The organism is Clostridium omnivorum (assembly GCF_026012015.1).
GTDB classification, from domain to species: Bacteria; Bacillota; Clostridia; order Clostridiales; family Clostridiaceae; genus Clostridium_AX; species Clostridium_AX omnivorum.
In genome coordinates, this window is the sequence record NZ_BRXR01000001.1 from 1464027 (window position 1) to 1490000 (window position 25974).

Sequence of the window (25974 nt, forward strand, 5' to 3'; positions counted from 1 at the left end):
TTTAATTATTTACTAAAAGCTCAGCATTTTGTACCCAAATAGCAAAGTAAGGGTATGCTGCATCCTTTTCCTTTAACATTAATAAAAAGGGTTTATCAAAAACAAGCCTATGCGTAACCATTGGTGCACTTTTTGTCATTGTTATTTTTACCTCAGATTTTAAAGTTGCTCCTGTTTCATTTAGCTTAAACAGTACATTTTGTTTAGCCTTAACTATTTCATAGTCCTCAAAACCGCTGTTCATTAATGGCTTATCCAAAAGCTCAGTATAATTATGGTCGATATTAAAATCAAAGCAGGGTATTTGAAGAGTATCATTTTCTGCTATATTACTTTGACTAGAGGTTTTTGATCTTTCTTCTACAGCTTTTATAGTTTCAAGTAAGGTTTGTTCTGGCTTTAATTTAGCTAGAATAATCTCATCCTTAGGAGAATTTGATTTTAACTTTATTATAAAATCATTATCATTTTTGTAATCCAATATAGTTACCTGCTCTGCAACCTTTCTAGCACTAGTACTATCTTTGTACTTTATGATTCCAAAGCCCTTTACTCCTTTTACTCCAGTTGAACCGCTAAAACTTATTGTCTGCTTTAATTTTTCAAACTTATTTTGAAATTTTAAATTTTTATAGAGAAATGCATAGGCGAATATATCATCCTGCTTAAGTTGTTCTGCTACTGTTGGCGCCTGATCTTTAAACTTGCTTTTTAACTCATCATTAATCTTTTTAACTATCTCGTCTTTGCCAAAGCCAGCCATAGCAACATAATCCTTATCTGATAGGTCCTTCTTAGTAGATAGTTCTTTATTCAGATATTTAACCATACCAGGTTCACTTCCACTAAGCCTTATATCACCTTTTATTATGTTATCTTTTAGTTCATTCCAAGCAAGCTGAAAGGTAGAGCAGTACAATATGTTTTTATCGCCTTTAATTTGTTCCTCCATATGAGGAGTAATGGTTAGGTTCTCAAAGCTTGAAGAATCTGTCTGTTTAGTTTTATGTCCCAAAGAACAACCAGAAAAAGTAATTGTCACAGCAAAAAGTATTGCTGTTAATTTAATACCTTTCATAAGGTTCCCCCTTTGACCAATATATTTTTGGCTTTACATACACATAAGAGTTTCACTTATTTCTATTTTGCTTTTTCTTAAGTAATGCTGAGGTATCTAAAACACTTTCTTCCTTTTCCTCATCAGGCTTCTCTTCACTGCTCTTTACTTTAGGTTTAAGCTCTTTCTTTTTTTCCACCTTTTCTGAATTAATTTCTATATTCTCTTGTACCTCGCTCCTTAATTGCTTCTTATCTATTTTTATTTTGGATTTTTTCCTTTTATATCTTCTTAAGCTGGTTAATTTGTCACTTATTCCTTCCATAAAGCGCTGAAGCTTATGAAGTGGTATGTTCAGCCGTCTTAAGGCAATATCCAAAACAAACAAAATTAATGCTAGTGCTAAGAGATAAGGTGTTAAATCAATTTTACCTGGTATGTGTTTAGGACTTCCCTTAAAGGCCTCTGATGCACTAGATATATAGCTGCCTCCTGCTTCCTTTACTAAGTTATCTAAAGAAGACTTTTCTGAGGCTATTCTATATTCAGGTGAATATTGAAGAGCAAGTCCTGTAGTGACAGCGTTTAGGGTTTCCTCACCTTTAAGCTGTCTTCCTTTCACCATATATATACCAGGCTCCTTTATATCAAAGCTTCCACTATACTTGCCTGGCGCTGTTGGATACAGCTTTATCTCCATATTTTGAAGAGAAGGAGTAACTACTACTGCTCTTGTATCTACTTCTTCCTTTGAATTCTTGTCAGTAAAGTTTATAACACCCTTGCTTCCTTCTGTATTTACTTCAATAGCAGCATTTTCGCTTTCATAATTTTCTACAGTGTAATTGATCATGTTCTGCCATAGCTTCATATTCTTATCCCAGCCTACATAATTAGCACTCCACTTCCCATTAATATCGGAGTTCCACGCAGCCGTTTTACCTAAACCATACTGCCACACTGTAAGTATTGGGTCATCCTCGTCACTCTTTAGTATTACCTTTGCAGAATCTTTAGGGGAAGCTCCTATATATCCAAGCAGTGGTGGCAATCCCCCTTCTGCTACTCCGGATATAATTGAGTGATTTCCTGCTATTACAGGAGTAAATTCTCTATTATTTAAATATGCCTTAGCTGCCATAAAGGTCTCTTTTGCAAATATCTTAGGAATACTTGATATATCACTGGTACTATAAAATCTTCCGCTAGCATTCTTTGCAAGGTTCTCAAGCAGCACTTTATCTGCATCACCGCCAACAGCTACTGTAGATACAGTAATATTATCCTTCTTAATTTTATCTATCAAATCATTATAGCCATCTCTTTCAGCCTGGCCATCAGTAAGAAGAATTATATGTTTTATTTTAGCAGAACTCTTTTTTAATGCTTCATAGCCCTCATCTAAAGCTGGAAGTATACTTGTACCTCCCCCTGGCCTTATAGTTCCAATATCATCTTTTATCTTGTCTCTATCCTCTGCTTTTTTCATTTTAACTACCCAATACAGGGTATCGTCAAAGGTGAGCACTCCAATTTGATCCTTAGGTCTAAGAGATTCCAATGTCCTAACCGCAGCCTCCTTGGCTATATCTAGCTTTGTAATACCTCCGCTGCCATCCATCATACTTCCTGACTTATCAATAATAAGCAGCATAGCCATTTCTGGAATTTCCTTCTTACCCTTCATATCCATGTTTACAGGCAAGACTTTTTCAAGCGTAGTTTTAAAGTATCCACCTAAGGCAAAGGAGTTTTCCCCCCCAGTAGCTATAAAGCCACCTCCAAAGTCTTTTACATAGGAATCCAAAGCGTTTAGAAAGCCTTCGTTTAGATTTTCTGCAGAAACATTACAAGTTATAATTGATTTGTAAGCTGTGAGCTCCTCTAGATTTCTTGGCGCTGCTGCAGCCTCAATTTTATTGTAATCCATACCTGAGGCCTTAAGCATTTTTATAAGCTCCTCAGCCTCTCCTTTAGCATCCTCAATTACTAAAATTCTTGGTTTGTCCTTTATATTAGTAAAAGCTGAAGCCTCGTTGTTTTTAAGCTCTGTATCAGCATCAGGTTCAATAACTACCTTGTAGCTTTTAAATCCACCTTCCTTTGCAGTATCCTTAAATACAAATCTGTTGCTTCCTTTATTTATCTGAACCCTTTCCTCTGCTGTCTTTTCCTTACCACTTAAAAGAGATATCTTTGCTGAAGTACTTACTGTACTTGTTATATTGATTACCACTCCAAATTCTTCACCCACATTAAGTTTTTGCGGTACAGAAACACTGTCAATAGCTACCTCATTTCCAACTACCTTATCTATTTTATAAACCTTTAAATCTACACCCTGCTCCAAAAGTGAAGGCACAAGCTTTGATGCTTTTCCCTCATTTTCTTCACCATCAGTTATAAGCACTATTCTTTTTTTACTGCTATCTGGCATTAAAGCAAGCGCTGCTGTAATTGAATTTTCTATATTGGTATAGGTACCATTTGGTTTTGTTTCAATCTTACTAAAAGCACTATTCTTTGCTATAAAATTTTCAATTAAGGCATTATCTCCAAAGGCTACTACCCCCACCTTGTCTTTTGCTGGTTTATACTGCATTGAGTTTCTTATAAACTCTTCAATTTTTGTTCTTGAAGCTAGCGTACTGTCTGAAGCATCTACTAAAAATACAGTTGAGGTGGTATTTGCAGTCCAAAGAATATTAGGTGCTGAAAGTGCTAGAACAAGAAATATTACAATAATATTTCTAAGAACTACTATTAGCCTTCTTCTAGCTCTTTGCATTTTGGATAATTTCTTTGCGCCAAATAAAATAACTCCTATAGCAAAGGGCAGAAGTAATAAGAAATAGGGTCTCAAAAAGCTAATAGCCATAAGCATACACCATCCATTCTACTAATAGCAGCATAAATACTCCTATAATTAAATAAGGCTGTAGATTTAATCCTCCAATTTTACTAATATTGCTTACTTCTATATTCTGAGAAGCCTTACCCTGAAGACTTATATCAGATTCCTTATCCGTGGGAAAATTAACCGCAAATAGACCTATCTGGTCCTTATCTCCTACTTTTTCAGTTACTTTATATACTCCTGTTTGCATTGTGTTTTCAAAAGGCTTTAGCGGATATTTTATTTCCACTTTATCGTTACTTCCATTTGGCAACTGTACTTTTAGATCTGTAGTTTCCGCTCTTGGATTTAAGTCAACGCTATCACCACAATAATAAGCGGTTTTTCTTTCAAAATCACCATTTACCATGTATGAAATAAGGTTATGCATAAAAATAGGGAACTCATTATTTAAGGGAAAATCACTCTTATGCAGATCAAAACCTATAACTGCTATATTCCTGCCTTTATCTTCACCTACAAAAGCAGCAGTCTTCCCATTTACCTTTAATAGTTCACTTCCCCAATAAGGAAGTTCCATGCTTTTCATTTCAGCTACAGTAAAGCTGCCCTTATCTAAAAGCTTTGTTACTGAATGCTTTGCAAATTCTCCTTGAGCTCCTTCAATATCCCCATTTATCTTTACCATAGTATTATTGCCTTGTGGATTAATAAATAGAAGGGCACCTTCCTTTGGAAGTTGCTTTGGAGTTATTCCATCATATATGTACAAGTCATATTTTTCAGTAAGCTTATTATCTGTATTGGTTTTATATAGTTCAATACCATTAATTGCACTAAGAATTTTTTCTATAAATATGTTTTTTTCTGAAACAAGCAAAACTCTTTGATTTTTAGACTGTTTTACTATGTCATAAACCACATTATCCTCTGCAAGCGCATCCTTTTCATTAATCTCAGCCCAAAGATAAGCCGAATTTTCAGGTATTTTTTCAAAATACACCGTCTTTACCTCCATAGGTTTAAGCTCAACAGTCTTTATGTTTAGGAGCTTATCTCCTCCATATAGAGATATATCTCTTGTTTGAGAATTATTGCTTCTGTTATTTATCCTTACTATAGCCTTAATACCATCATTATCTTTGCTGTGAGACATATAATCTAGACTCACATTTATTCCATAGGAGGATACATTATCAACCTGTCCATTAATACCCTTTATGTCTAATGGGCTGTCCGTATAAAATACTGCTCTATAATTTTCATACTGCTTTGCCATAGATTTTACAAAGGATAGGCTGTCTTCCATACTTCCAGAGGTATTAGAGGACTTTATACTTTTTATTTTACTTATAACCGCACTTTTATCTGAAGAAGCACTTATTTCAACCTTTTGCTCCTTAGCAGAAGTTATTATACTTACCTTACTCCCCTGACTTAAAGAACGCACCAGCTTTTCAGCCCTTTTTTTAGCCTCTTCAAGTCTAGAATTATTATCATATACAGCATTCATACTTCCCGTATTATCAAGTACAAGGATCACACTCTCGAAGCTCTTCCCTTTAAGCATTACAAAGGGGTCTGTAAGTGCAAATACTATAAGAAAAGCCGCTGCTAACTGCATAAATAATAATAGATTTTTCTTAAGTTTCTGCCAGGGTGTGTTTACTTCAATATCTTTTAAAACCTGTTCCCACAAAAAAATGCTGGATACTTCTCTTTCCTGAAACTTTTGTTTTAATATGTACATTAAAATTATTAGGGGTATAGCAATTAAAAATCCAAAAGCCCATGGATTTGTAAACTTCATTAAATCACCACCTGTCAGAATGTAATAGCTCCTGCCCGTGCTAAGTCTTCAAAGATTACCTTTTCTATTGAATCTTTAGAACATATCTGAACATAAGCTGCCCCAAACTTTGAGCTTACTGCTTTTATATTTCCTAAAAACATATCGAGTCTCTTATTATATTCTTTTAAAATAGATGAAGTAACTGCTACACTTCTTCCCACTAAGGTTTCACTATCCACTAATCTTAGTTGTCCTTGAAGCTCTGGCATTAGCTCTTCCTCACTTAAAATCTGCACAAGTATTACCTCTTGATTTTTATACCTCAAGTACTTAACAGCTTCTTCTATACCACTCTCAGAAAAAAAATCAGAAATTATTATGCATATGCCCCTTGAATGAAGTTCCTTCTTTTTTATACTTGTATTAATGTCTGCAGTACCAGAAAAATCAATATCTTGAAGTAGACTTATACATCTATTAAACATAGCTTTGCCTGTTAAAGTAGGATGCTGGTTCAAAAAATTGCCTTTAATACCGTTTATACATACTCTGTCCATATTATTTAAAGACAAAAAAGAAAAGATTGCAGCTAGTCTCAAAGCAGTAATTGACTTTTTGGGTTCCCCAAAATCCATAGACTTGCTGCTGTCTATAAATATATTTACTAAAGCTTCCCTCTCTTCCATAAACAGCTTTACAAATAGCTTGTCAAACCTTCCATAAGCATTCCAGTCTATTCTTCTAAAGTCATCTCCATGTGCATATTCCCTATAATCAGAAAACTCTACAGAGCTTCCTTTAGCTTTGGATTTTCTGCTTCCACCTGCACCTTCATTCATGGCTATCTTAGCAGATAAGGATATAGTCTGAAGCTTTTTTAGAAATTCAGAATCAAATATTTTTTCTTCCATTATCTCACCACACTACTAAACTACTTTTACACTATCAAGTATTTCAGAAATAAGCTTATCTGTAGTAATTCCCTCTGCTACTGCATCAAAATTCAAGAAAAACCTATGTCTTAGCGCAGGATAAGCAACATACTTTACATCCTCAAAGGATACGTTATATCTTCCTTCCATAAGAGCTCTAATCTTAGAAGTGAGAACTATAGCTTGCGCAGCTCTTGGGCTTGCACCAAATCTTATATACTTTTTAGCTATTTCAGGTGCATCTTCACTTTCACCATGAGTGGCAAGCACTACTTTTAAGGCATATTCTTGAACTGCCTTTGCCATAGGAACTTCCTTAATAATTCTCCTTATATTCAATATTCTTTCTCTATCCATTATTTTTTGGAGTTCTACTACATTATTGGTTATCGTAACATCCATAATTTTTTCTAGCTCTTCAAGGGTTGGAAACTTAACATCTAGTTTAAATAAAAATCTATCTAATTGTGCCTCTGGCAGTGGGTATGTACCTTCCATCTCTAAAGGGTTTTGAGTAGCAAGTACCATGAAAGGCTGCGGCAGCTTATAAGTTGATTTTCCTACTGTTACAGTCTGTTCCTGCATACCTTCTAATAGAGCCGACTGAGTCTTTGGTGTGGCTCTATTGATTTCATCTGCAAGCACTATATTTGCAAATATAGGCCCCTTTTGAAATTCAAATTTACTATTTCCACTTTCATCACGTGCAATAATATTAGTACCTACTACATCGGCCGGCATCAAGTCTGGTGTAAACTGTATTCTTGAAAACGAAAGGTCTAAAACCCTGGATAAAGTTTTCACAAGCTGTGTCTTTCCAAGCCCAGGCACACCTTCTAAAAGTACATTTCCACCTGCAAGGATAGCAATAACAACCTGTCTAACTATATCCTTTTGTCCTATAATTGCCTTTCCTACTTCTTGTTCCACATTATTTATAGTAAGTAATATTTCTTTTATCTCTTTTTCATCTATCTGCATTGTTTTCCCCCTAGTCTTCTAGTGAAGTAAAGTAATTTTTAACTATATCTCTCATACCTTCAGGTATTTCAGATTTATCCAAGCCCTCGAAGGCTCTGTTTTTGTATTCACCTATTACCTGATTATAAGGTACTGAATCTCCTCGTATATTGATTCCCTTTTCTGTATTAACCTTTTCAGAGTTACCGCTGTTATTTTTATTTCCTGTAATTGTTGATTTCTCAGAGTCTCCTCCTAAATTCTTAGGAGTGAATATTTTTTCGTATTCTCCATTTTTCTTTATTGAACCGTCCTTTTTATTTAATCCCGAACCAGATGATGCCTCTCCAGTTGGTCCACCATCATTCATTCCAGTGCCATTTCCAGCACCACTTCCACCTCCACCAGAGCCTTCACCACTGCTGCCAGATCCTTGGCCGCTTTGGTTTCCCTGTCCTTGACCTTGCCCCTGGCCTGAAAGTCCAAGGGTTCCATCATCTCCACTTCCCTGCTGTGCCATTTGACCTTCATTAAGGGATTTTTGAACCTGTGCCACTACATTGCTAAAGTTGTCATCTTCCATAAGCTGAGAAATTTCTCCTGAAAGCTCATTCATTTCTTTAGATAAATCACCAAGTTCACCCTTTGACATCTTTGAAGCTAAGTTTGATATTGAGCTCTTAAGCTCTTTATTATCCTTCAGCTCCTCTGCCAGCTTTTCCATGTTACTTGCTAATTCTTTTACCTTATCCTTATCCATATTTTTTAAATTTTTAGCTAAATCCTGCATTGCCTTTTTTACTTCTTCACCATCACCCTTATTAATTAAATCAGATAATGGTTTAGTAACATCACTTTTAGCAAGCGCGTTGGATATATCTTTAAGTTTTTTATCATCGTACTTCTCTTTTACTAAGTCTAACTTTTTTTCAGTTCTCTGAAGAGCTTTGTCAACTTCCTTTTCGTTACTAGACAGCTTTATGTCCTTTTTAAGCTCCTGCAGTTTGTTTTCAATATCTTTTTTTTCAAGCTCTGAAAGCTTAGAATTTTTTTCAATTTCCTTTTCAACCTTTTCAACCTTTTTTATTTCTTCTTTTTTTAGCTGTGCTAGCTCATGTTTTTGCCTAGCTACCTCATCTAAATGATTAGGAATAAAGCCCATTACAATTAAAGCTAGTACCAATGGTACTATTAAAAGAAGCCTCTTAACGTTTGGAACTATTTTTATTCCATCTTTATAGTTTAAGCTTCTTAGCGCACTAAGAGCATCTTCTTTTTGAAGTAATGCCATAGAGCTATCATTATCTATTAACTCAACTGCTGTAACTGCTCTTTCATTTAATCCAAGATTATCAGTCCTTAATGCAGTGGCCCTGTAGCTTGGTATTTTAAAGATGCTAAATATTAACGCTGATAAAACCCCTATTCCTGCTATTATAAAAATCCACATATATATGTTGTATACTGGATACAATCTAGAAACTATGGAAAGCAGGACAGCTGCTGAAAGTCCAAATACTAATCCAGTTATTGTATAGTTTAAAGTTATGCTTATGAATATTCTTCTTCTTATTTTTCTTAGTATCCTTAGTATTTCATTACTAACACTTTCCATTTAATCACTTCCACAAATTATTTTTTTATTCCTTTTTTTACAGGATTAAGTTTTAATGCTGAAAAATACAGTAGTATTACTGATAGGGCTATATCAAAAATTATATTAATTTTCCATAATCCCAACATATTAGATTGAGTCCCACCGTAAAATCCAGGTATTCCGATACTATTTCCTCCAAACTGATCGCTTAGCATTGATGCAAAGCCTGCTAACGGATTAGTGTATAATAACGGAAAAACGTAATCTGCTGGTGTTCCTTGAGCTGCATATCTAAACTTCATACTTATATATAACACAGAAATTAACAGTGTTCCAAACAGTAAAAATAATATGAAGGCATAGGTTGTAACATTTGAGCCAGTAGTCTTTTTAATAAAGGTGGAGAAAAAAATTCCTATGGATCCCATTGTTATTGCTACTACTATGTAAAACAAAAATAACTTCATAAGGTCACCTATAGATATGCCTCCAAAGAGAAATACCACTGAGAATATTGGTAGAGAAGCTACAACAAGCAATATTACCTGGCTTAAAGATGCAAATAATTTTCCGCTAATTATAGAAGCTGGTGACATCCTTGTACTTAGCAGTAAATCTAGTGTCTGCCTTTCCCTCTCACCTGATATTGCACCAGATGTCAATGAAGGGGCTATAAAGGCTATTAATAAAAACTGGATAATTGATATTCCTATATATGCCCCCATTGTGCTTTCTGGGTTCATGTTAAAAGAATTGTAATTATTTAATGTATTTAGCAGAACATAAGCAGCTACAAGGGTAAGAGCTGATAAATAGGCTAGAAGCATCCACATAGCCTTCCAGCTCCTCATTCTAACCCTGAGTTCTTTTAATAGTACTGGATTTATATTCATAATATTCACTTCCTTATTTTATTTATTACGATACTTCAACCTTTTCCGTTACCTTCATAAATACATCTTCCAAGTTTCCATCTAGCTGAGCAAAGGTAACAACAGGTATTTTCTTTGTAACAAGTGCTGTTAATATAGTACTCATTTCTTCATCATTCCCACTAAAATAAGCTTCAATTGTATTCTCTCCAGTGGTTATCCCATCTATTTGAGGGAATTCCTTAAGTATCATAACAGCTTCTTCCTGCTTACCAGTAACCTTGATCTTAATGGATTTATTTTTATAAACCTGCTGCATTATCTCATCTACTGTACCCTGTATAATCATTTGTCCCTTTTCAATAATGCCTATAGTAGTACAGAGCTCTGCAAGCTCAGGAAGTATATGAGAGCTTATTATGATTGTCTTTTTCATATCTTTTAACGTTCTAAGTATTTCCTTCATCTCAAACCTGGCTCTAGGGTCCATACCAGAAGCAGGCTCATCTAGTACAAGAAGCTTTGGATTATGCACAAGACTTCTTGCTAGACACAATCTTTGTTTCATTCCTCTTGAAAGGCTGTCTACGTAAGCCTCTCTTTTATTTGATAAATCCACAAGTTCTAATAAATCATCACATACTTTTTGGCGCTCTTTTCCATTAATATTATATATAGAAGCATAAAATTCTAAGTACTCATTAACTTTTAAATTGTCATATACCCCAAAGAAATCAGGCATGTATCCAATATTTTCTTTTAGCTTCCTGCTATCCCTAATAGCATCTACTCCATCTACATAAACCTCTCCTGAAGTTGCATCAAGTAGTCCACAAATTATCTTCATAGTAGTAGTTTTTCCTGCTCCATTAGGACCTACAAAACCAAAAATTTCACCTTCCTGTACGTCTAGATTAAGTCCATTTACTGCTGTAAACTTTCCATATCTCTTATATAAGTTCTTTATCTCTAACATTACTTTACACTTCCCTTCACGGAGATGCTAGGCATTTCTCCACTTACCTGGTTAGTATTCGTTATTTCAAGTTTGAATTTAAAGATTCCATCCTTATCAACATATTTTGCTATGTTGTCCTTTTGAATACTAAAAGAAGTGTAATTTCCTTCTTCATAGCTTGATGTTTTTACATTCCAAATGTACTGCTTAACTTCTTTATTTAAAATGCTATTTGAGCTAAAGTTTGCTTTTATATCTAACTGCTCTATGTTAATAGTATTATCTATTTGATATTGGAGTTCATAGGTACCTCCACCATAAAATACTTTTCCATATTCATCATAACCGCCCTTTTGATTATTATTGATATAGGTTGGTCTTATATATCCGTAAGGATATTCCACTGTATTACCATTCCTCAGAGTTACTTTTATAGGCGCTGTAATAAAGCTTTTTTCTATTTTCTTAACCTTTTTACCATTTACTATAATATCCTTCGTAATTGGAGTCTTACTCCAAGCTACTACTTGCTGGTTGTCTGGCTTTCCCATATTCATTTGAAAATAATTCGCCATTACATCCCACTTTTGTCTAGTAATCCTCAATTCTTTTGCTTCCTCATCAGTTGCATTTTTTAATTGCTGCGGTGATCTATATGGATCCTTATAAATTTTACTAATCAAATCTTGACCATACCCACTATAGCTTCCAGTAGGCTTTTCATTTATTTCCTTTGTTTCTCCATTTTTGATTTTTCCAAGCGAAATATAATTGCTTGTGGTAATAACATAGCAATCTTCTAGGTCAAACCCCGAGTTATTCTTTACCGTACCTTTGAATACACCATTTGAATAATTTAATGCTCCTTCAATTTGACCATTCTTAATTTCGTCCATACTTATGTCTATTAACCTGTTGCTGAAAACTCCATTTTTATAAAATTCGATTGATGGCTTAGAGCCCAAGTTTACTTTTGCATCAACTACCTTTGGTGCCTTATTTGCACTGCTTGCCATACCTTTATCATATACATTTTCAGATAAGGTCTTTATGTGCATTCCAGCTGATGCTTCTATTTTCATAGTACCTTTAGTAGGAGTAAAAACCCCTCCATAGCTTTTAATACTAGCTGTTCCCTTACTATCCATATTTATCATAGAAATAATATTAACTATAGGTTCAGTAACCCTTGTAGATAATCCTGCAGCATACATTATTCCTGCAAAGGCTATAGAAATAATTGGTACTGTAGCCCACATAAGCTCTCTTTTATCAAGCTTTTTTAATATTATGTAGTTAATTGGAGCCGCAATTATAAGGTATATAATAAATATTATTATTAGATTTTTCCCTTTAGGCATAGGAAGTTCAGGTATATTTCTTACTGCACTGGAAACACCGTAAAGATATTCCATCATCATAGATGGCCTTCCCTTTTGGTAATCAATTAAACTATAATAGCTTGGAAGAGTTGCTCCAATTAGCTTTTCCATAAAGGTACTCTTTTGTCCCCAGTTAGCTATGGGATTAAGTCCAAAATCAAAAGCTGCTACAGCTACTGTACCTCTACTTCTCTCCAATTTATGAACTAGAACAAAATCCCCTTCCTTAATCACAGGTGTGCTATCCTTAACTTTTATATCTAGCGCACTAAGCTGAAGGTTATTACCAGGATTACTCTTAGCTATTAAACCTCCTAATTCCTTAGTAGATATATTTGCTGCATTCCCAATTGTACCTGACACAAAATCATCCTTAAAAACTGCTAGGGTTTTATTATAGGATGGTCCTGTTCCAATAATTAAGTGACCTCCACTAAACACCCATTTTTTTAAAGCCTCATATTGGTTTTTACTTAATTTAGAAGTATCAAAATTATTTATTATTATATTGTTAAACATCTTTAATACATCTGTATCCTCAGGGAAATTTGTCTCTGTTAGCTTTACATTTTTTGCACTTAAGGTGGTGCCATTTGCCATACCTACACTGTTCACATAGCTAATACTGTCATAATCATCACTTAGTATGCCTATTAGTACACTGTCTGAACTTAGCCCTCCACTTATTGACATTTCCTTTTCAAAAACATTGTTTTTGCCCTCAAAAACATTTACTTTAATCTTAGTTATGTATGTGCTAATAGGAATATTCATCAACAACTTTTTAGTAGAATTTAATGGAAGACTTATTGGCTGAGCATATAAATTAATAGTATTAGTATTCATACCTGGTCTCGAGCCAGTTTCCATCTCTATTTGTACTTCTCCATTTATATTTTTCATATTATTTTCAATCTCAATATTTATAGGTACAGTACTGCCTATTTTATAGGTAGAATCAAAGCCTGCGCTCAATTTAACCTTAATTTTATCCTCTTCCAAGGCATTTATGGGATTAAAATTACATACCATAAATACCAGCCCCAGAATAATGCTAAGTAAACATTTTTTTATACACTTCCTCATATCCCCACCACTTTCATGTAAAAGTTATATTAAAAGGATATCATTACCAAATGGTCTTTGCAATAAAATATTTCTTACAATAATATTACTTTTATAATAAAAAAAGAGAAATTGATTTAACTCAATTCCTCTTGTTGTTGATTACCTCTATCAAAAGCAATCCATCCTCTTTTATTTAAATATCTTAGGAACATAACTAGCCTATCATATACAGGTTCGCAGCTTTCACCGAATTGCTCCAAAAGCTTTTGCCCAATATCATAAACAGAGTTATTTCCATCAATCAAAAGCCATACACCAGATCCTAGAGCATCCAGCTCCATATCACTTACATATGGCTTTTTTACAAGCCATCTTGCAAATTTTTCAATCCACTTATCATGATAGAATATTAGCTTCACCTTCCCCTTCTTAACTTCGAAGGTTTCAAGCTTCTTCTTTGGAACATACAGTAAAAAATTATCATCTTTTATAAGCTTTTTTCTTTTTTTGTCTTTCTCCATATACTCACCTGCTAATTAATTTAAGTAAATAGATAGCCAAAATCAACGATTTTGGCTATCATAATCATTATATTTTTATTTAAAATTTTTATTAAGCTGTCTTTTCATTCTTAGTTATAAAACTGTATACCCAAACAGCTAGTATTAATAATACTATTCCTGCTGGCCATGGGCTTTCAGTTAACCAAGGTGCAATCTTAGCTCCAAATCCTACTGCTGTATCTAATTTAGCCATAGCAAATACTGCTATTACGATACCAATTATAGATTCTCCAGCTATAAGACCTGAGCATAAAAGAACTCCTCTTTCTGTCTTGTTCTTAAGTAATTCTTCATCCTTCTTGTACTTAAGATCTGTTAACCATCTGATGATACCACCGACTAAAACGCCTGTGCTTAGGCCTATTGGTAAGTATAATCCAAGTGCAAATGGAAGAACCGGAATTCCCATAAGTTCAGCCATTATACCAAATGCAGCACCAGCTACAACTAGAGTCCATGGAAGTTCAGCATTCATAATTCCCTTTACAACCATTGACATTATAGTAGCTTGAGGAGCAGCTATTTGTTCTGTTCCCATTCCATAGGTCTTGTTAAGCATTAATATAATTGCTCCAATTGCTATAGATGAAAGAACAACTCCAGCAAACATTGCTATTTCTATATGTTTTGGTGTACCACCCATGATATAGGTAGTCTTCAAGCTTTGTGCAGCACCACCTGCTATAGCAATAGCTACGCATACTATAGAACCAGCTATTAATGATACAAACATACCTCTGTTACCAATTAGGTTAGTTGCTTTTAATATAGCTGTTATTAATAATAGTGATGCAATAGTCATACCTGATATTGGGTTATTAGAAGTACCAATTATACCAACTAATCTTGCAGAAACAACTGCAAAGAAGAAGGAGAATATAACAACTAATAGACCACTTACAAATGTTCCTTGAGTCATTGGAAGTAACCATGAAAGCATAAATACAAGAGCAGCTCCCCCTATAACCCAAGTCATAGGAACATCTATATCAGTTCTCTTTTGATTTCCACCCTTTGCACCTATACCACTCATAGCTGATTTAAAGGATTTTACTATTGTTGGCATGGACTTAGCTATACTTATAAATCCACCTGCTGCAACAGCACCAGCACCTATATATCTTACATATTTACTCCAAATAGCTGATGGTCCCATCTTAGCTATTATATCAGCTGATGGGAATAATGGTGCAGTTAACCCTGCTCCAACATATTTAATTAAAGGTATTATTCCAAACCAAGCTACTAGAGCACCTGAGAACATGTACAATGCTATTTCAAGTCCAACTATGTATCCAACTCCCACTAGAGAAGCGTATACGTTTACTCCAAAACTTGTATTTAAGCCTTTGATAGCCCATTCTGGTTCTTCACTGAATAGCTTGAATCCGCCTCCTAGAAGCTTGAATCCGCCTCCAGCAACAAGACCAGTTAACATTGTCTTAAGTCCAGCTCCACCAGCACTACTTGTAACAAGTACTTCTGAAGTAGCCATACTCTCTGGGTAAACTAGATTTCCGTGTTCTTCAACTATTAAGTACCTTCTTAGTGGAACAACAAATAATATTCCTAGAAGACCACCAAGAATAGCAACTATTATAATTGTAGTTAAAGTTAATTCCATTTTTAAAATTAAAACTGCTGGAATAGTAAAGATAAGTCCGCCTGCTAAGGATTCTCCCATAGCTGCCATTGATTGTGCTACGTTTGATTGTAGTATTGGATTTTTTCCTGCAGCACCTTTAAATACTGCTGTAGCTAAAATAGCTGCTGGAATTCCGGCTGCAATAGTCATACCAACTTTAAGACCTAAATAAGTGTTTGCAGCACCAAATAAAACTGCAAATATACATCCAATGATGATTGAACCTGCTGTCAATTCAGGTACAGCTTCACTTGTTGATACATAAGGAACATAATCTTCTCCCTTAATACCACCATAAGCTGCATGTGACAGACCTTTTTTTTCTGCCATAATGAACCCCCCTAAAATAAATTTTTTTGAAAATTCAGCCATTACTATAATACCACAGTTACCGCTATTTAGTAAACTGCATATAATAATATATTCTGTATTTTTATACAGTATTCATAAGTTTTTCTCATTTTTCTTTAAATTTGCCTATATTTCCTTTTAAATATTAATCACTTTACATTATTAACGTATTACTATGATATGCATATATTTACATTCATTCTATCCAATAATCATTATTTCTTGCATTTTATTCTACATTTGACGCATTAGATTCAATTATTAAGAGAGCCCTAAAGGCTCTCTTATATTATTAAATGGCTTTATCTTCTTTCACAGTAAATCTATAAATCCAGTAAGCAAGCAATACATAAACCAATAGTGCTATCCAATTACTTCCGGATATACTTGGCATAAATTTAGGTCCTATTGCTACAGCATCTGATAACTTAAGAGCAGCAAGTAATGCTACTATAATACCCATTAAAGCATCACCGGCAACAAGTCCTGATGATAGAAGTATTCCTTTTTCTGTCTTCTCTTTTAATACGCTGTCATTGTTCTTGAACTTCTTATCAACTAATACCCTTACAATACCACCTACAAGTATACCAGCACTTAAGTGGATTGGTAGATATATACCAAGTGCAACTGGTAAAACCGGAAGTCCCATAAGTTCTATCATTACACCAAAAGTCATACCTACAAGTACTAGAGACCATGGAAGTTCACCAGTCATAACCCCCTTAACAACCATTGACATTAAGGTTGCTTGAGGTGCAGCTATACCTCTTTCTCCACCTATTCCATAAGTTTGGATAAGAAGAAGCATTGCTGCAGCTGCTGCTAGAGAACCAATTAATACTCCTAGATACATTCCAATTTCTACTTTTCTTGGAGTACCTCCAATAATATATGAAGTCTTTAGTGCCTGACCTGATCCACCTGCTACAGCTACGGCTACGCAAACTATTGCACCTGCTATTAGAGCAGCTACCATTCCAGTATTACCTGTCATTCCTGTAGCTTTTAAAACTGAAGTAATGAATAATAATGTTGCAATTGTCATACCTGAAACAGGGTTGTTTGATGCACCAATTATTCCACATATTCTAGCAGAAACAACTGCAAAGAAGAAGGAGAATAATACTGCTAATATGGCACCAACAACTCCTACCTTAATCATAGGTAATAGCCATGATAAAACGAATACAAGCACTGCAGCTCCTATTACCCAAGTCATAGGTACATCTAGTTCAGTTCTCTTAGTAGATTCACTCTTTCCACCAATACCTGACATTGCAGCCTTAAAGGATTTTATTATTGTTGGAAGAGATTTTGCAAGACTTATAAATCCTCCTGCTGCAACAGCACCAGCACCTATATATCTTATATAATTTCCTCTAATAGCTCCTGCAGTCATTTTTGCTATAGGCTCTGTTGCTGGAAATAATGGCGTTGTTAATCCAGCACCTACATATGATATTAATGGTATTAGACCAAATGTAGCAACTAAAGCACCAGCAAACATGTAAAGCGATGCTTCAATACCAACAATAAATCCTACTCCAGCTAGAGATGCCATTGCATCTAGGCCAAAGAAGGTTTGATATATCGGCTTGCCACCTTGAGTTAGATTTATAGACCATTCTGGCTCTTCAGCCCAAATTAATAATCCACCTGATAGGAACTTGTATACTGCTCCTCCGAATATACCAGTTAGTACTGTCTTGAATCCGCTTCCTCCCGTACTTCCTGTAACTAAAACTTCAGAAGCAGCCATACTCTCTGGAAAAGCAAGTTTTCCGTGTTCTTCAACTATAAGATATCTTCTTAGTGGAACAACAAATAAAATACCTACTAGTCCCCCTAAAAGTGTAACAATAACAATTGTAGTAAAGCTTAATTTCATTCCCCATATAATTATTGCTGGAAGCGTAAACACTATACCACCTGCTAAAGATTCTCCCATTGCTGCTATAGCAGAAATCATGTTAGCTTCTAGAATATTGTTTCTTCTAAATGCAAGCTTTAAAATACCTGTACCAAGTATAGCTGCTGGTATTCCAGCTGCGATAGTCATACCTACCTTGAGAGCTAAATATGTATTTGCAGCAGCAAAAACAGCAGCAAACAAGCATCCTATTACTATTGATACCAAAGTAAGTTCTGGCATTGCTTCACTTGCTGATACATATGGAGTATAGTCATCGCCGTTTATTCCTCCATAGGCAGTATGTGATAGGCCTTTCTTTTCAGTCATTAAGTATTCCTCCTTAGATGTGTCATATTTCAACACAATATTATCATAAAGTAAACTTTTTATGAAATTTCATTTTTTAGCGTAGTTTTAGTTTCCTTTCTATTTACGTCAAATATATCTATTTTTCGTCCTTTTTCGTCTTAATGCAATTATGTATAACTAATGGCAAAGAGTATTTTCTATTATACATATAGCTATATTCAAATTATTTGAATATAGCTATATGTATAACGTTACTAACATTATCTTTCCATAAAAAAAAATCACTATACATTTTAATATAGTGATTTTAAAGTCTTCATCTATTTACTTTCTAATAGTGCTAAAGCTACAGCTCCCATTACACCCGCTTTTGTTCCAAGTGCCGCTGGCAATATTCTGCACCCATCAGCCATTGCTTTAAAACATCTCTTATTTACTACTTCTCTTACCTTATCAAAAACTATGTCTCCTGCTTGTGAAACTCCACCGCCAATTATAACCATCTCAGGATCAAAACTTGTAATAATGTTAGCAATCCCAATTCCTAAAAATGTTAAGCTTCTTTCCAATATGTCTTTTGCTACCTTATCACCTTTTTCTGCTTCTTTGAATACTTCATAGGATGTAATATTTTCATAACTTTTCAAAGAAGTTTCAAGCCCCTGAGCTACTGCTTCTTTTCCTTGTCTTCCTATTGCAGTCCCTGAAGCTAATGCTTCAACACATCCATAATTTCCACAGTTACACCTTGGACCATCAGGCAGTACAGTTGTATGTCCTATTTCAAGAGCATTAGAGGTATTACCCCTATAAACTCTTCCATTCAATATAGCACCACCACCTACTCCTGTGCTTACTGTTACATAAACCATGTTTTCAGTTCCTTTTCCTGCACCTAGCATAAATTCACCAATAGCGGCAACGTTTGCATCATTATCTAAATATGTAGGAATATTAAATCTATCCTTAATTGGTGTAATCAAGTTAAAGTTGTTAAATGGTAAATTAGGCGTTGTTATTATTACACCCTTCTTAGCATCTAATGGTCCTGGTGAACCTATTCCGATTGCTTTGATAACATCTTGGTATTTTCCAGCTTCCTTCATAACTGTTTCAATAACTTCAATTATTCTATTTAAAACAGCCGCTTCACCTTCAAAAGCATTTGTAGGTATTGTGCACTGGCTTAAAATATTACCATCTAAATCAGCTAAAGCCCCACATATTTTTGTTCCGCCTAGGTCAATTCCAACTACATATCTTTTTTCCATTCTTATCCTCCATCCAATATATTAAAAATTATAATAGCCTAATTATATCATAATTTTTTCAGCTTAAATATGTAATTTTTCTATGAAATAATATAAAAACACAAGCTATACCAAATATTTAGTATAACTTGTGTATATTATATAATACAAACTATTTCATAATTATTTCTTCTTTATTAGTTGTAAGTTCTTTAACAAGTTCTCTTCTTTCATCAATTGCAAACCATGAATTAAATACTGGATTAATTTCTGGACCTAACTCTAAATAGTAGTCATCACCCATCCTTTTATTTATTAGATCTCCACCATAATCCCTTTCTATAAATCTCATATCATCTTTACTCATATTATTAAACTTATTTTCTCCTGTAGGCCGAAATATAGAACCTGCCATCATCGTGTCCTCCCTTAGTACTTATCTCAAAATTATTCCGCTGCAGCATATCTGTAACAATTTGTGCATTGTCTACATCACCTGGACCAATAGTTATTACTAACTGATCCTCTGAACCTATTACTCCCATGTAGTCATGAATATTGCTGTAATCACTTAATCCAATCATTCCAGTAATATCTAATCTATACTCTGACATAAAATCTCTCCCTTTGCTTAGTTTTTTAGCAGCTAAATTTACTCTGTATCTTTCAAAATACTGCTACTTATAGTTTTCTATAACTAAAACTCCTTGCTTCAGTAATAGTATTTTTTGTAATAGCTAATAAAATATTCACTTTAAATAATAAAATTTATTTGAAATAGACATAACAAAAAAGCTCTGTGTTTTTAAAACACAGAGCCTTATTATTTAAATATTATTCTTCTTCAACATTCTCTTTCTTTCTCAGTTCAATTATCTTAGCTGCTTCATTAGATGGAACCTCTTCATATCTGTCAAATTTCATTACAAAGCTTCCTCTTGCTTGTGTCATTGATCTCAAATCTGTAGCATACTTATGCAATTCAGCTTGAGGAACTTCTGCAATAATCTTTTGATATTCTCCTTCTGGTTCCATTCCAAGGACTCTACCTCTCTTTTTATTTATGTCACCTATTATATCACCCATGTAATCCTCAGGCACCAATACCTCAAGATGCATAATTGGCTCTAGTAAGATTGGTTCAGCGGTCTGAAGTCCCTTCTTATATGCCAAAGAAGCAGCTACTTTAAATGCCATTTCTGATGAATCAACAGGATGGTAAGAACCATCATGAAGAGTTGCTCTAAGTCTTATAACAGGATATCCAGCTAACACTCCTTTAGTAATGCACTCCTTTAAACCTTTTTCAACAGCTGGTATGTATTGTCTTGGAACAACTCCACCAACTACCTGATCTACAAATTCTAGCTCATCTCCATCGAATCTAGGTTCAAATTTAATTTTAACGTCTCCATATTGACCGTGTCCACCTGATTGCTTCTTATGCTTTCCTTGAACATCAGAAATCTTTTTAATAGTTTCTCTATATGGTACTTTTGGTATTGATAATAGAACATCAGCACCAAATTTATTTTTCAACTTACTTGCTATGATATCAAGGTGTGTCTCTCCTACCCCTGAAACTATAGTCTCAGCATTCTCTATATCTCTTGATATTTTAAAAGTTGGGTCTTCTTCTAAAAGTTTTGCCAAACCAGAAGAAATTTTGTCCTCATCTCCCTTTGACTTTGGAAGCACAGACAATGACATTGAAGGTGATGGAAAACTTATTTCTTCAAATGCAATAGGTGCTGCCATTTCACAAAGTGTATCTCCAGTAGCGGTAAATTGTAATTTAGCAACTGCTCCAATATCCCCTGCAATAATTTCATTTGCTGGAATTTGATTCTTTCCTCTAAGGAAATACATTGTTCCTACTTTCTCTTGTTTTTCCTTATTAGTATTATAAACAACAGAATCAGGCTTTGCCTTTCCTGTCATAACTCTAAATAAAGACATTTTACCTACAAATGGGTCTGCAATTGTCTTAAATACAAAGGCAGAAAATGGAGAACTTTCATCAATCTTTACTAAAGTCTCCTTATCATTCTTTACATCTTTAGCTCTAACTGGCTCCATGTTCTCTGGAGATGGGAAACATTCTATTATATCTTCAATTAAAGTTTCAGTACCAATTCCTAAATATGCAGAACCACACATAACAGGAGCTATTTCACCTTTTGCAGATCCATTGATAAGTCCGTGATAAATTTCTTCATCACTTAATAAGCCTTCGCTAAAGTACTTCTCTAATAAAACCTCATCCGTTTCAGCTACAGCTTCCATTATCATATTTTTGCACTCATCAACTTTATCTATTAAATCTGCTGGTACATCAGACTCTTCCATAGCATGTGTCTTTGGATTAAAAATTCTTGCTCTTCTAGATATTACATTTACAACGCCCTTAAAATTATCTTCGCTTCCTATTGGATATTGAATTGGTACAACTGATATTCCGAATCTATCTTTTAATTGTGCGAGTACCTTTTCAAAATTGCTATTCTCTCTATCTAGCTTATTTATAAAAAATGCTCTTGGCATTTTTGATTTATTGACATAATTCCATGCCTTTTCAGTTCCAACTTGAATACCTGAAACTGAACAAACAGTTATTAATGCCATATCTGTAGCTCTTAATCCCTGTATCATTTCCCCTACAAAATCAAAATAACCCGGAGTATCAACTAAATTTATTTTAGTATTATCCCATTCACAATTTACTACTGATGTAGATATGGAAATTTTTCTCTTTCTTTCCTCGGCATCGTAATCACTAATTGTAGTTCCTTCCTCAACCTTACCAAATCTGTCTATAGTTTTTGTATAGTATAGTATAGCTTCAGTTAATGTAGTCTTTCCTGCACCACTGTGACCTACTATACCTACATTTCTCAGATTTCTGGTTTTGTACTCTTTCATAAACATTTCCCGCCTTTCTAAATAATTTTGAAGAGTCTATATTTATATTTATTTATATTCTATTCATTTACTATTTTTCCTTTTAAATACATGACTAAATATTCAAAATAATTTGACATTTATTTTATATTATATATAAATACGTTTTTACTAGCAATTCTTGTTTCTATTCAAATATATTGAAATATTCTTATAAGCAGACTTATTTTCATTTATATGCTTAATTTCTTTACTTTATTAACTATTACTTACCTATACAACTATTCTTTCCCATATTTAATTATTTAATCTATAGAAATAAAAACTTCAAACCTACTTAGTTTGAAGTTTTTTTCATATATAATATTCTATTTATCCACAAAAGACTAATCATTTGTTCTTAATATGTCTATTAACCTGTTAACAATTCCAACAGGTGAAAGTGCTGGATGCACTTTCACGGGTAACTTAGCCAGTGGCAGCTGGCTTGGTTCTGTTACCCCGTCGTACCAAGGGGAGGCAGAAATAAGAAAAAAACACTAAGCTTTTATGCTTAGTGTTTCTATTAACCTGGCAGCGTCCTGCTTACGCAGCACTGGGCAGTAAAAACTGTTAACTCACGTTAACTACTGCCCGCAAAAGGTCATTTAGACATTTTGCCTCTTCCACAGGGCCTCCCCTGCAGGTAAAAGTGCTAAATGCACTTTTACGGGTAAATAGTCAGCGGCAGCTGACTTGGTTCTGTTACCCCGTCGTACCAAGGGGAGGCAGAAATAAGAAAAAAACACCAAGCTTTTATGCTTAGTGTTTCTATTTAACCTGGCAGCGTCCTACTCTTCCACAGGGCCTCCCCTGCAGTACCATCGGCGCTAAGAAGCTTAACCTTCGTGTTCGGAATGGGAACGGGTGTTACCTTCTTGCCATTACCACCAGATAACTGGCTCCGTGGAGAGGACTCGAACCTCCAACCCTTCGGTTAACAGCCGAATGCTCCGCCATTGAGCTACCACGGAAAACTTATTGAAAGAATGTTATTCTCTCAAGACTGAACAGATTAAGAATATTTGGTCAAGCCCTCGACCTATTAGTATCAGTCAGCTAAACACATTACTGCGCTTACACCCCTGACCTATCAACCTTGTGTTCTTCAAGGGGTCTTACTAGCTTACGCTATGGGAAATCTTATCTTGAGGTGGGCTTCACGCTTAGATGCTTTCAGCGTTTATCCCGTCCCGACATAGCTACCCAGCCGTGCTCCTGGCGGAACAACTGGTACACCAGAGGTCAGTCCATCCCGGTCCTCTCGTACTAAGGACAGCTCCTCTCAAATTTCCTACGCCCGCGACGGATAGGGACCGAACTGTCTCACGACGTTCTGAACCCAGCTCGCGTGCCGCTTTAATGGGCGAACAGCCCAACCCTTGGGACCTACTTCAGCCCCAGGATGCGACGAGCCGACATCGAGGTGCCAAACCTCCCCGTCGATGTGGACTCTTGGGGGAGATCAGCCTGTTATCCCCGAGGTAGCTTTTATCCGTTGAGCGATGGCCCTCCCACGAGGTACCACCGGATCACTAAGCCCGACTTTCGTCCCTGCTCCACTTGTGGGTGTCGCAGTCAGGCTCCCTTCTGCCTTTGCACTCTACGAGCAATTTCCAACTGCTCTGAGGGAACCTTTGGACGCCTCCGTTACATTTTAGGAGGCGACCGCCCCAGTCAAACTGCCCACCTAACAATGTCCCACGACCAGTTTCATGGACTGTGGTTAGAACTTCAGTACTGTCAGGGTGGTATCCCAAGGGTGACTCCATAGGAGCTGACGCCCCTACTTCTCAGTCTCCCACCTATCCTGTACAGACAATACCGAAATTCAATGCTAAGCTACAGTAAAGCTCTACGGGGTCTTTCCGTCCAATCGCGGGTAGCGAGCATCTTCACTCGCAATACAATTTCGCCGGATTTGTTGTTGAGACAGTGCCCAAGTCATTACGCCATTCGTGCGGGTCAGAACTTACCTGACAAGGAATTTCGCTACCTTAGGACCGTTATAGTTACGGCCGCCGTTTACTGGGGCTTAAGTTCATAGCTTCGCTTGCGCTAACTAGTCCCCTTAACCTTCCAGCACCGGGCAGGCGTCAGCCCCTATACATCAGCTTTCGCTTTAGCAGAGACCTGTGTTTTTGCTAAACAGTTGCTTGGGCCTATTCTCTGCGACCTACTTGCGTAGGCACCCCTTCTCCCGAAGTTACGGGGTCAATTTGCCGAGTTCCTTAACAACAATTCTTCCGCTGGTCTTAGGATTCTCTCCTCACCTACCTGTGTCGGTTTGCGGTACGGGCAGAAGTTACCTCGATAGAAGCTTTTCTTGACAGTGTGGAATCAGATACTTCGCTACTTAAATTTCGCTCCTCATCACACCTCAGCTAAGCGGGCGGATTTGCCTACCCACATGCCTAAATGCTTAAACACACTAATCCAACAGTGTGCACATCCTATCCTACTGTGTCACTCCATCTCTAATAACGCCACTTCTGGTATCGGAATATCAACCGATTGTCCATCACCTACGCCTTTCGGCCTCGGCTTAGGTCCCGACTAACCCTGAGCGGACGAGCCTTCCTCAGGAAACCTTAGGTTTTCGACCAATGAGATTCTCACTCATTTCTCGCTACTTATGCCAGCATACTCACTCCTGTACAGTCCACCATTCCTTTCGGTATGACTTCTGCCCATACAGGAAGCTCCTCTACCACGTACCTTACGGTACATCCATAGCTTCGGTGGTAAGTTTTAGCCCCGGACATCTTCGGCGCAGGATCTCTCGACTAGTGAGCTATTACGCACTCTTTGAATGAGTGGCTGCTTCTAAGCCAACATCCTAGTTGTCTTAGAAATCCCACATCCTTTTCCACTTAACTTACACTTTGGGACCTTAGCTGATGATCTGGGCTGTTTCCCTTTTGACTACGGATCTTATCACTCGCAGTCTGACTGCCGGGGTACAAGTATATGGCATTCGGAGTTTGATAGAGTTCAGTAAGCGCAATGCCCCTAGCCCATTCAGTGCTCTACCTCCATTACTTATTTTACCCGACGCTAGCCCTAAAGCTATTTCGAGGAGAACCAGCTATCTCCGAGTTCGATTGGAATTTCTCCGCTATCCACAGCTCATCCCATGGTTTTTCAACACCAACGTGGTTCGGTCCTCCACGGAATTTTACTTCCGCTTCAACCTGTCCATGGATAGGTCACCCGGTTTCGGGTCTACGACATGCAACTAAATGCCCTATTCAGACTCGGTTTCCCTTCGGCTCCGTACCTTAAGTACTTAACCTTGCTGCACATCGTAACTCGCTGGCTCGTTCTACAAAAGCACGCCGTTAGGCATTAACGCCCTTCGACTGTTTGTAAGCACACGGTTTCAGGTTCTATTTCACTCCCCTCCCGGGGTTCTTTTCACCTTTCCCTCACGGTACTGCTTCACTATCGGTCACTAGGTAGTATTTAGCCTTGGGAGGTGGTCCTCCCTGCTTCCCACAAGGTTTCACGTGTCTCGTGGTACTCT

The 25974-nt window shown here is 36.1% G+C and carries 16 protein-coding genes, 1 tRNA gene and 2 rRNA genes (1 of these 19 cut by a window edge); all 19 read right to left on the reverse strand.

Features of this window, described 5'->3' with window-relative positions; all coding sequences use genetic code 11:
• Position 1: 1 nt before the first annotated feature.
• The gene (locus tag bsdE14_RS06740; RefSeq protein WP_264849188.1) at positions 2 to 1078 is read right to left on the reverse strand and encodes a hypothetical protein; all 1077 of its coding nucleotides are present in this window, start codon (positions 1076 to 1078) and stop codon (positions 2 to 4) included.
• A 52-nt stretch (positions 1079 to 1130) separates the two neighbouring features.
• A complete protein-coding gene (locus bsdE14_RS06745) occupies positions 1131 to 3935 on the reverse strand; it encodes a VWA domain-containing protein (protein WP_264849189.1) in 2805 nt (934 codons plus the stop codon).
• Positions 3925 to 5724, reverse strand: a complete 1800-nt coding sequence (locus bsdE14_RS06750) for a vWA domain-containing protein (protein ID WP_264849190.1) — start codon at positions 5722 to 5724, stop codon at positions 3925 to 3927. The genes bsdE14_RS06745 and bsdE14_RS06750 overlap by 11 nt, the downstream gene beginning before the upstream one ends.
• 14 nt (positions 5725 to 5738) lie before the next feature.
• The gene (locus bsdE14_RS06755) at positions 5739 to 6617 is read right to left on the reverse strand and encodes a DUF58 domain-containing protein (RefSeq protein WP_264849191.1); all 879 of its coding nucleotides are present in this window, start codon (positions 6615 to 6617) and stop codon (positions 5739 to 5741) included.
• Between the two features lie 15 nt (positions 6618 to 6632).
• A complete protein-coding gene (locus bsdE14_RS06760; protein ID WP_264849192.1) occupies positions 6633 to 7619 on the reverse strand; it encodes an AAA family ATPase in 987 nt (328 codons plus the stop codon).
• 10 nt (positions 7620 to 7629) lie between these two features.
• The gene (locus tag bsdE14_RS06765; protein WP_264849193.1) at positions 7630 to 9213 is read right to left on the reverse strand and encodes a DUF8809 domain-containing protein; all 1584 of its coding nucleotides are present in this window, start codon (positions 9211 to 9213) and stop codon (positions 7630 to 7632) included.
• Between the two features lie 17 nt (positions 9214 to 9230).
• On the reverse strand, positions 9231 to 10088 hold the full coding sequence (locus bsdE14_RS06770) for an ABC transporter permease (protein WP_264849194.1): 858 nt from the start codon (positions 10086 to 10088) through the stop codon (positions 9231 to 9233).
• Between the two features lie 25 nt (positions 10089 to 10113).
• Positions 10114 to 11043: an ABC transporter ATP-binding protein gene (locus tag bsdE14_RS06775; RefSeq protein WP_264849195.1), complete on the reverse strand. Its 930-nt coding sequence runs from the start codon at positions 11041 to 11043 to the stop codon at positions 10114 to 10116.
• A complete protein-coding gene (locus tag bsdE14_RS06780) occupies positions 11043 to 13439 on the reverse strand; it encodes a DUF8725 domain-containing protein (protein ID WP_264849196.1) in 2397 nt (798 codons plus the stop codon). Before bsdE14_RS06780 ends, bsdE14_RS06775 begins: the two co-directional genes overlap by 1 nt.
• Before the next feature lie 170 nt (positions 13440 to 13609).
• Positions 13610 to 13996: a PqqD family protein gene (locus bsdE14_RS06785; RefSeq protein WP_264849197.1), complete on the reverse strand. Its 387-nt coding sequence runs from the start codon at positions 13994 to 13996 to the stop codon at positions 13610 to 13612.
• Positions 13997 to 14087: 91 nt separating this feature from the next.
• Positions 14088 to 16013, reverse strand: a complete 1926-nt coding sequence (locus bsdE14_RS06790; RefSeq protein ID WP_264849198.1) for an OPT family oligopeptide transporter — start codon at positions 16011 to 16013, stop codon at positions 14088 to 14090.
• Between the two features lie 313 nt (positions 16014 to 16326).
• Positions 16327 to 18276: an OPT family oligopeptide transporter gene (locus tag bsdE14_RS06795; protein WP_264849199.1), complete on the reverse strand. Its 1950-nt coding sequence runs from the start codon at positions 18274 to 18276 to the stop codon at positions 16327 to 16329.
• 302 nt (positions 18277 to 18578) lie between these two features.
• Positions 18579 to 19529: an ROK family protein gene (locus bsdE14_RS06800; RefSeq protein WP_264849200.1), complete on the reverse strand. Its 951-nt coding sequence runs from the start codon at positions 19527 to 19529 to the stop codon at positions 18579 to 18581.
• 151 nt (positions 19530 to 19680) lie between these two features.
• Positions 19681 to 19923: a hypothetical protein gene (locus bsdE14_RS06805; protein WP_264849201.1), complete on the reverse strand. Its 243-nt coding sequence runs from the start codon at positions 19921 to 19923 to the stop codon at positions 19681 to 19683.
• Positions 19886 to 20122: a hypothetical protein gene (locus bsdE14_RS06810; RefSeq protein ID WP_264849202.1), complete on the reverse strand. Its 237-nt coding sequence runs from the start codon at positions 20120 to 20122 to the stop codon at positions 19886 to 19888. Before bsdE14_RS06810 ends, bsdE14_RS06805 begins: the two co-directional genes overlap by 38 nt.
• A 220-nt stretch (positions 20123 to 20342) precedes the next feature.
• Positions 20343 to 22430: an elongation factor G gene (fusA, locus tag bsdE14_RS06815; protein WP_264849203.1), complete on the reverse strand. Its 2088-nt coding sequence runs from the start codon at positions 22428 to 22430 to the stop codon at positions 20343 to 20345.
• Between the two features lie 796 nt (positions 22431 to 23226).
• A 5S ribosomal RNA gene (rrf, locus tag bsdE14_RS06820) occupies positions 23227 to 23343 on the reverse strand.
• Between the two features lie 4 nt (positions 23344 to 23347).
• Positions 23348 to 23422: transfer RNA gene (locus tag bsdE14_RS06825), tRNA-Asn, on the reverse strand.
• A 51-nt stretch (positions 23423 to 23473) separates the two neighbouring features.
• A 23S ribosomal RNA gene (locus tag bsdE14_RS06830) occupies positions 23474 to 25974 on the reverse strand (it continues 403 nt past the right edge of the window).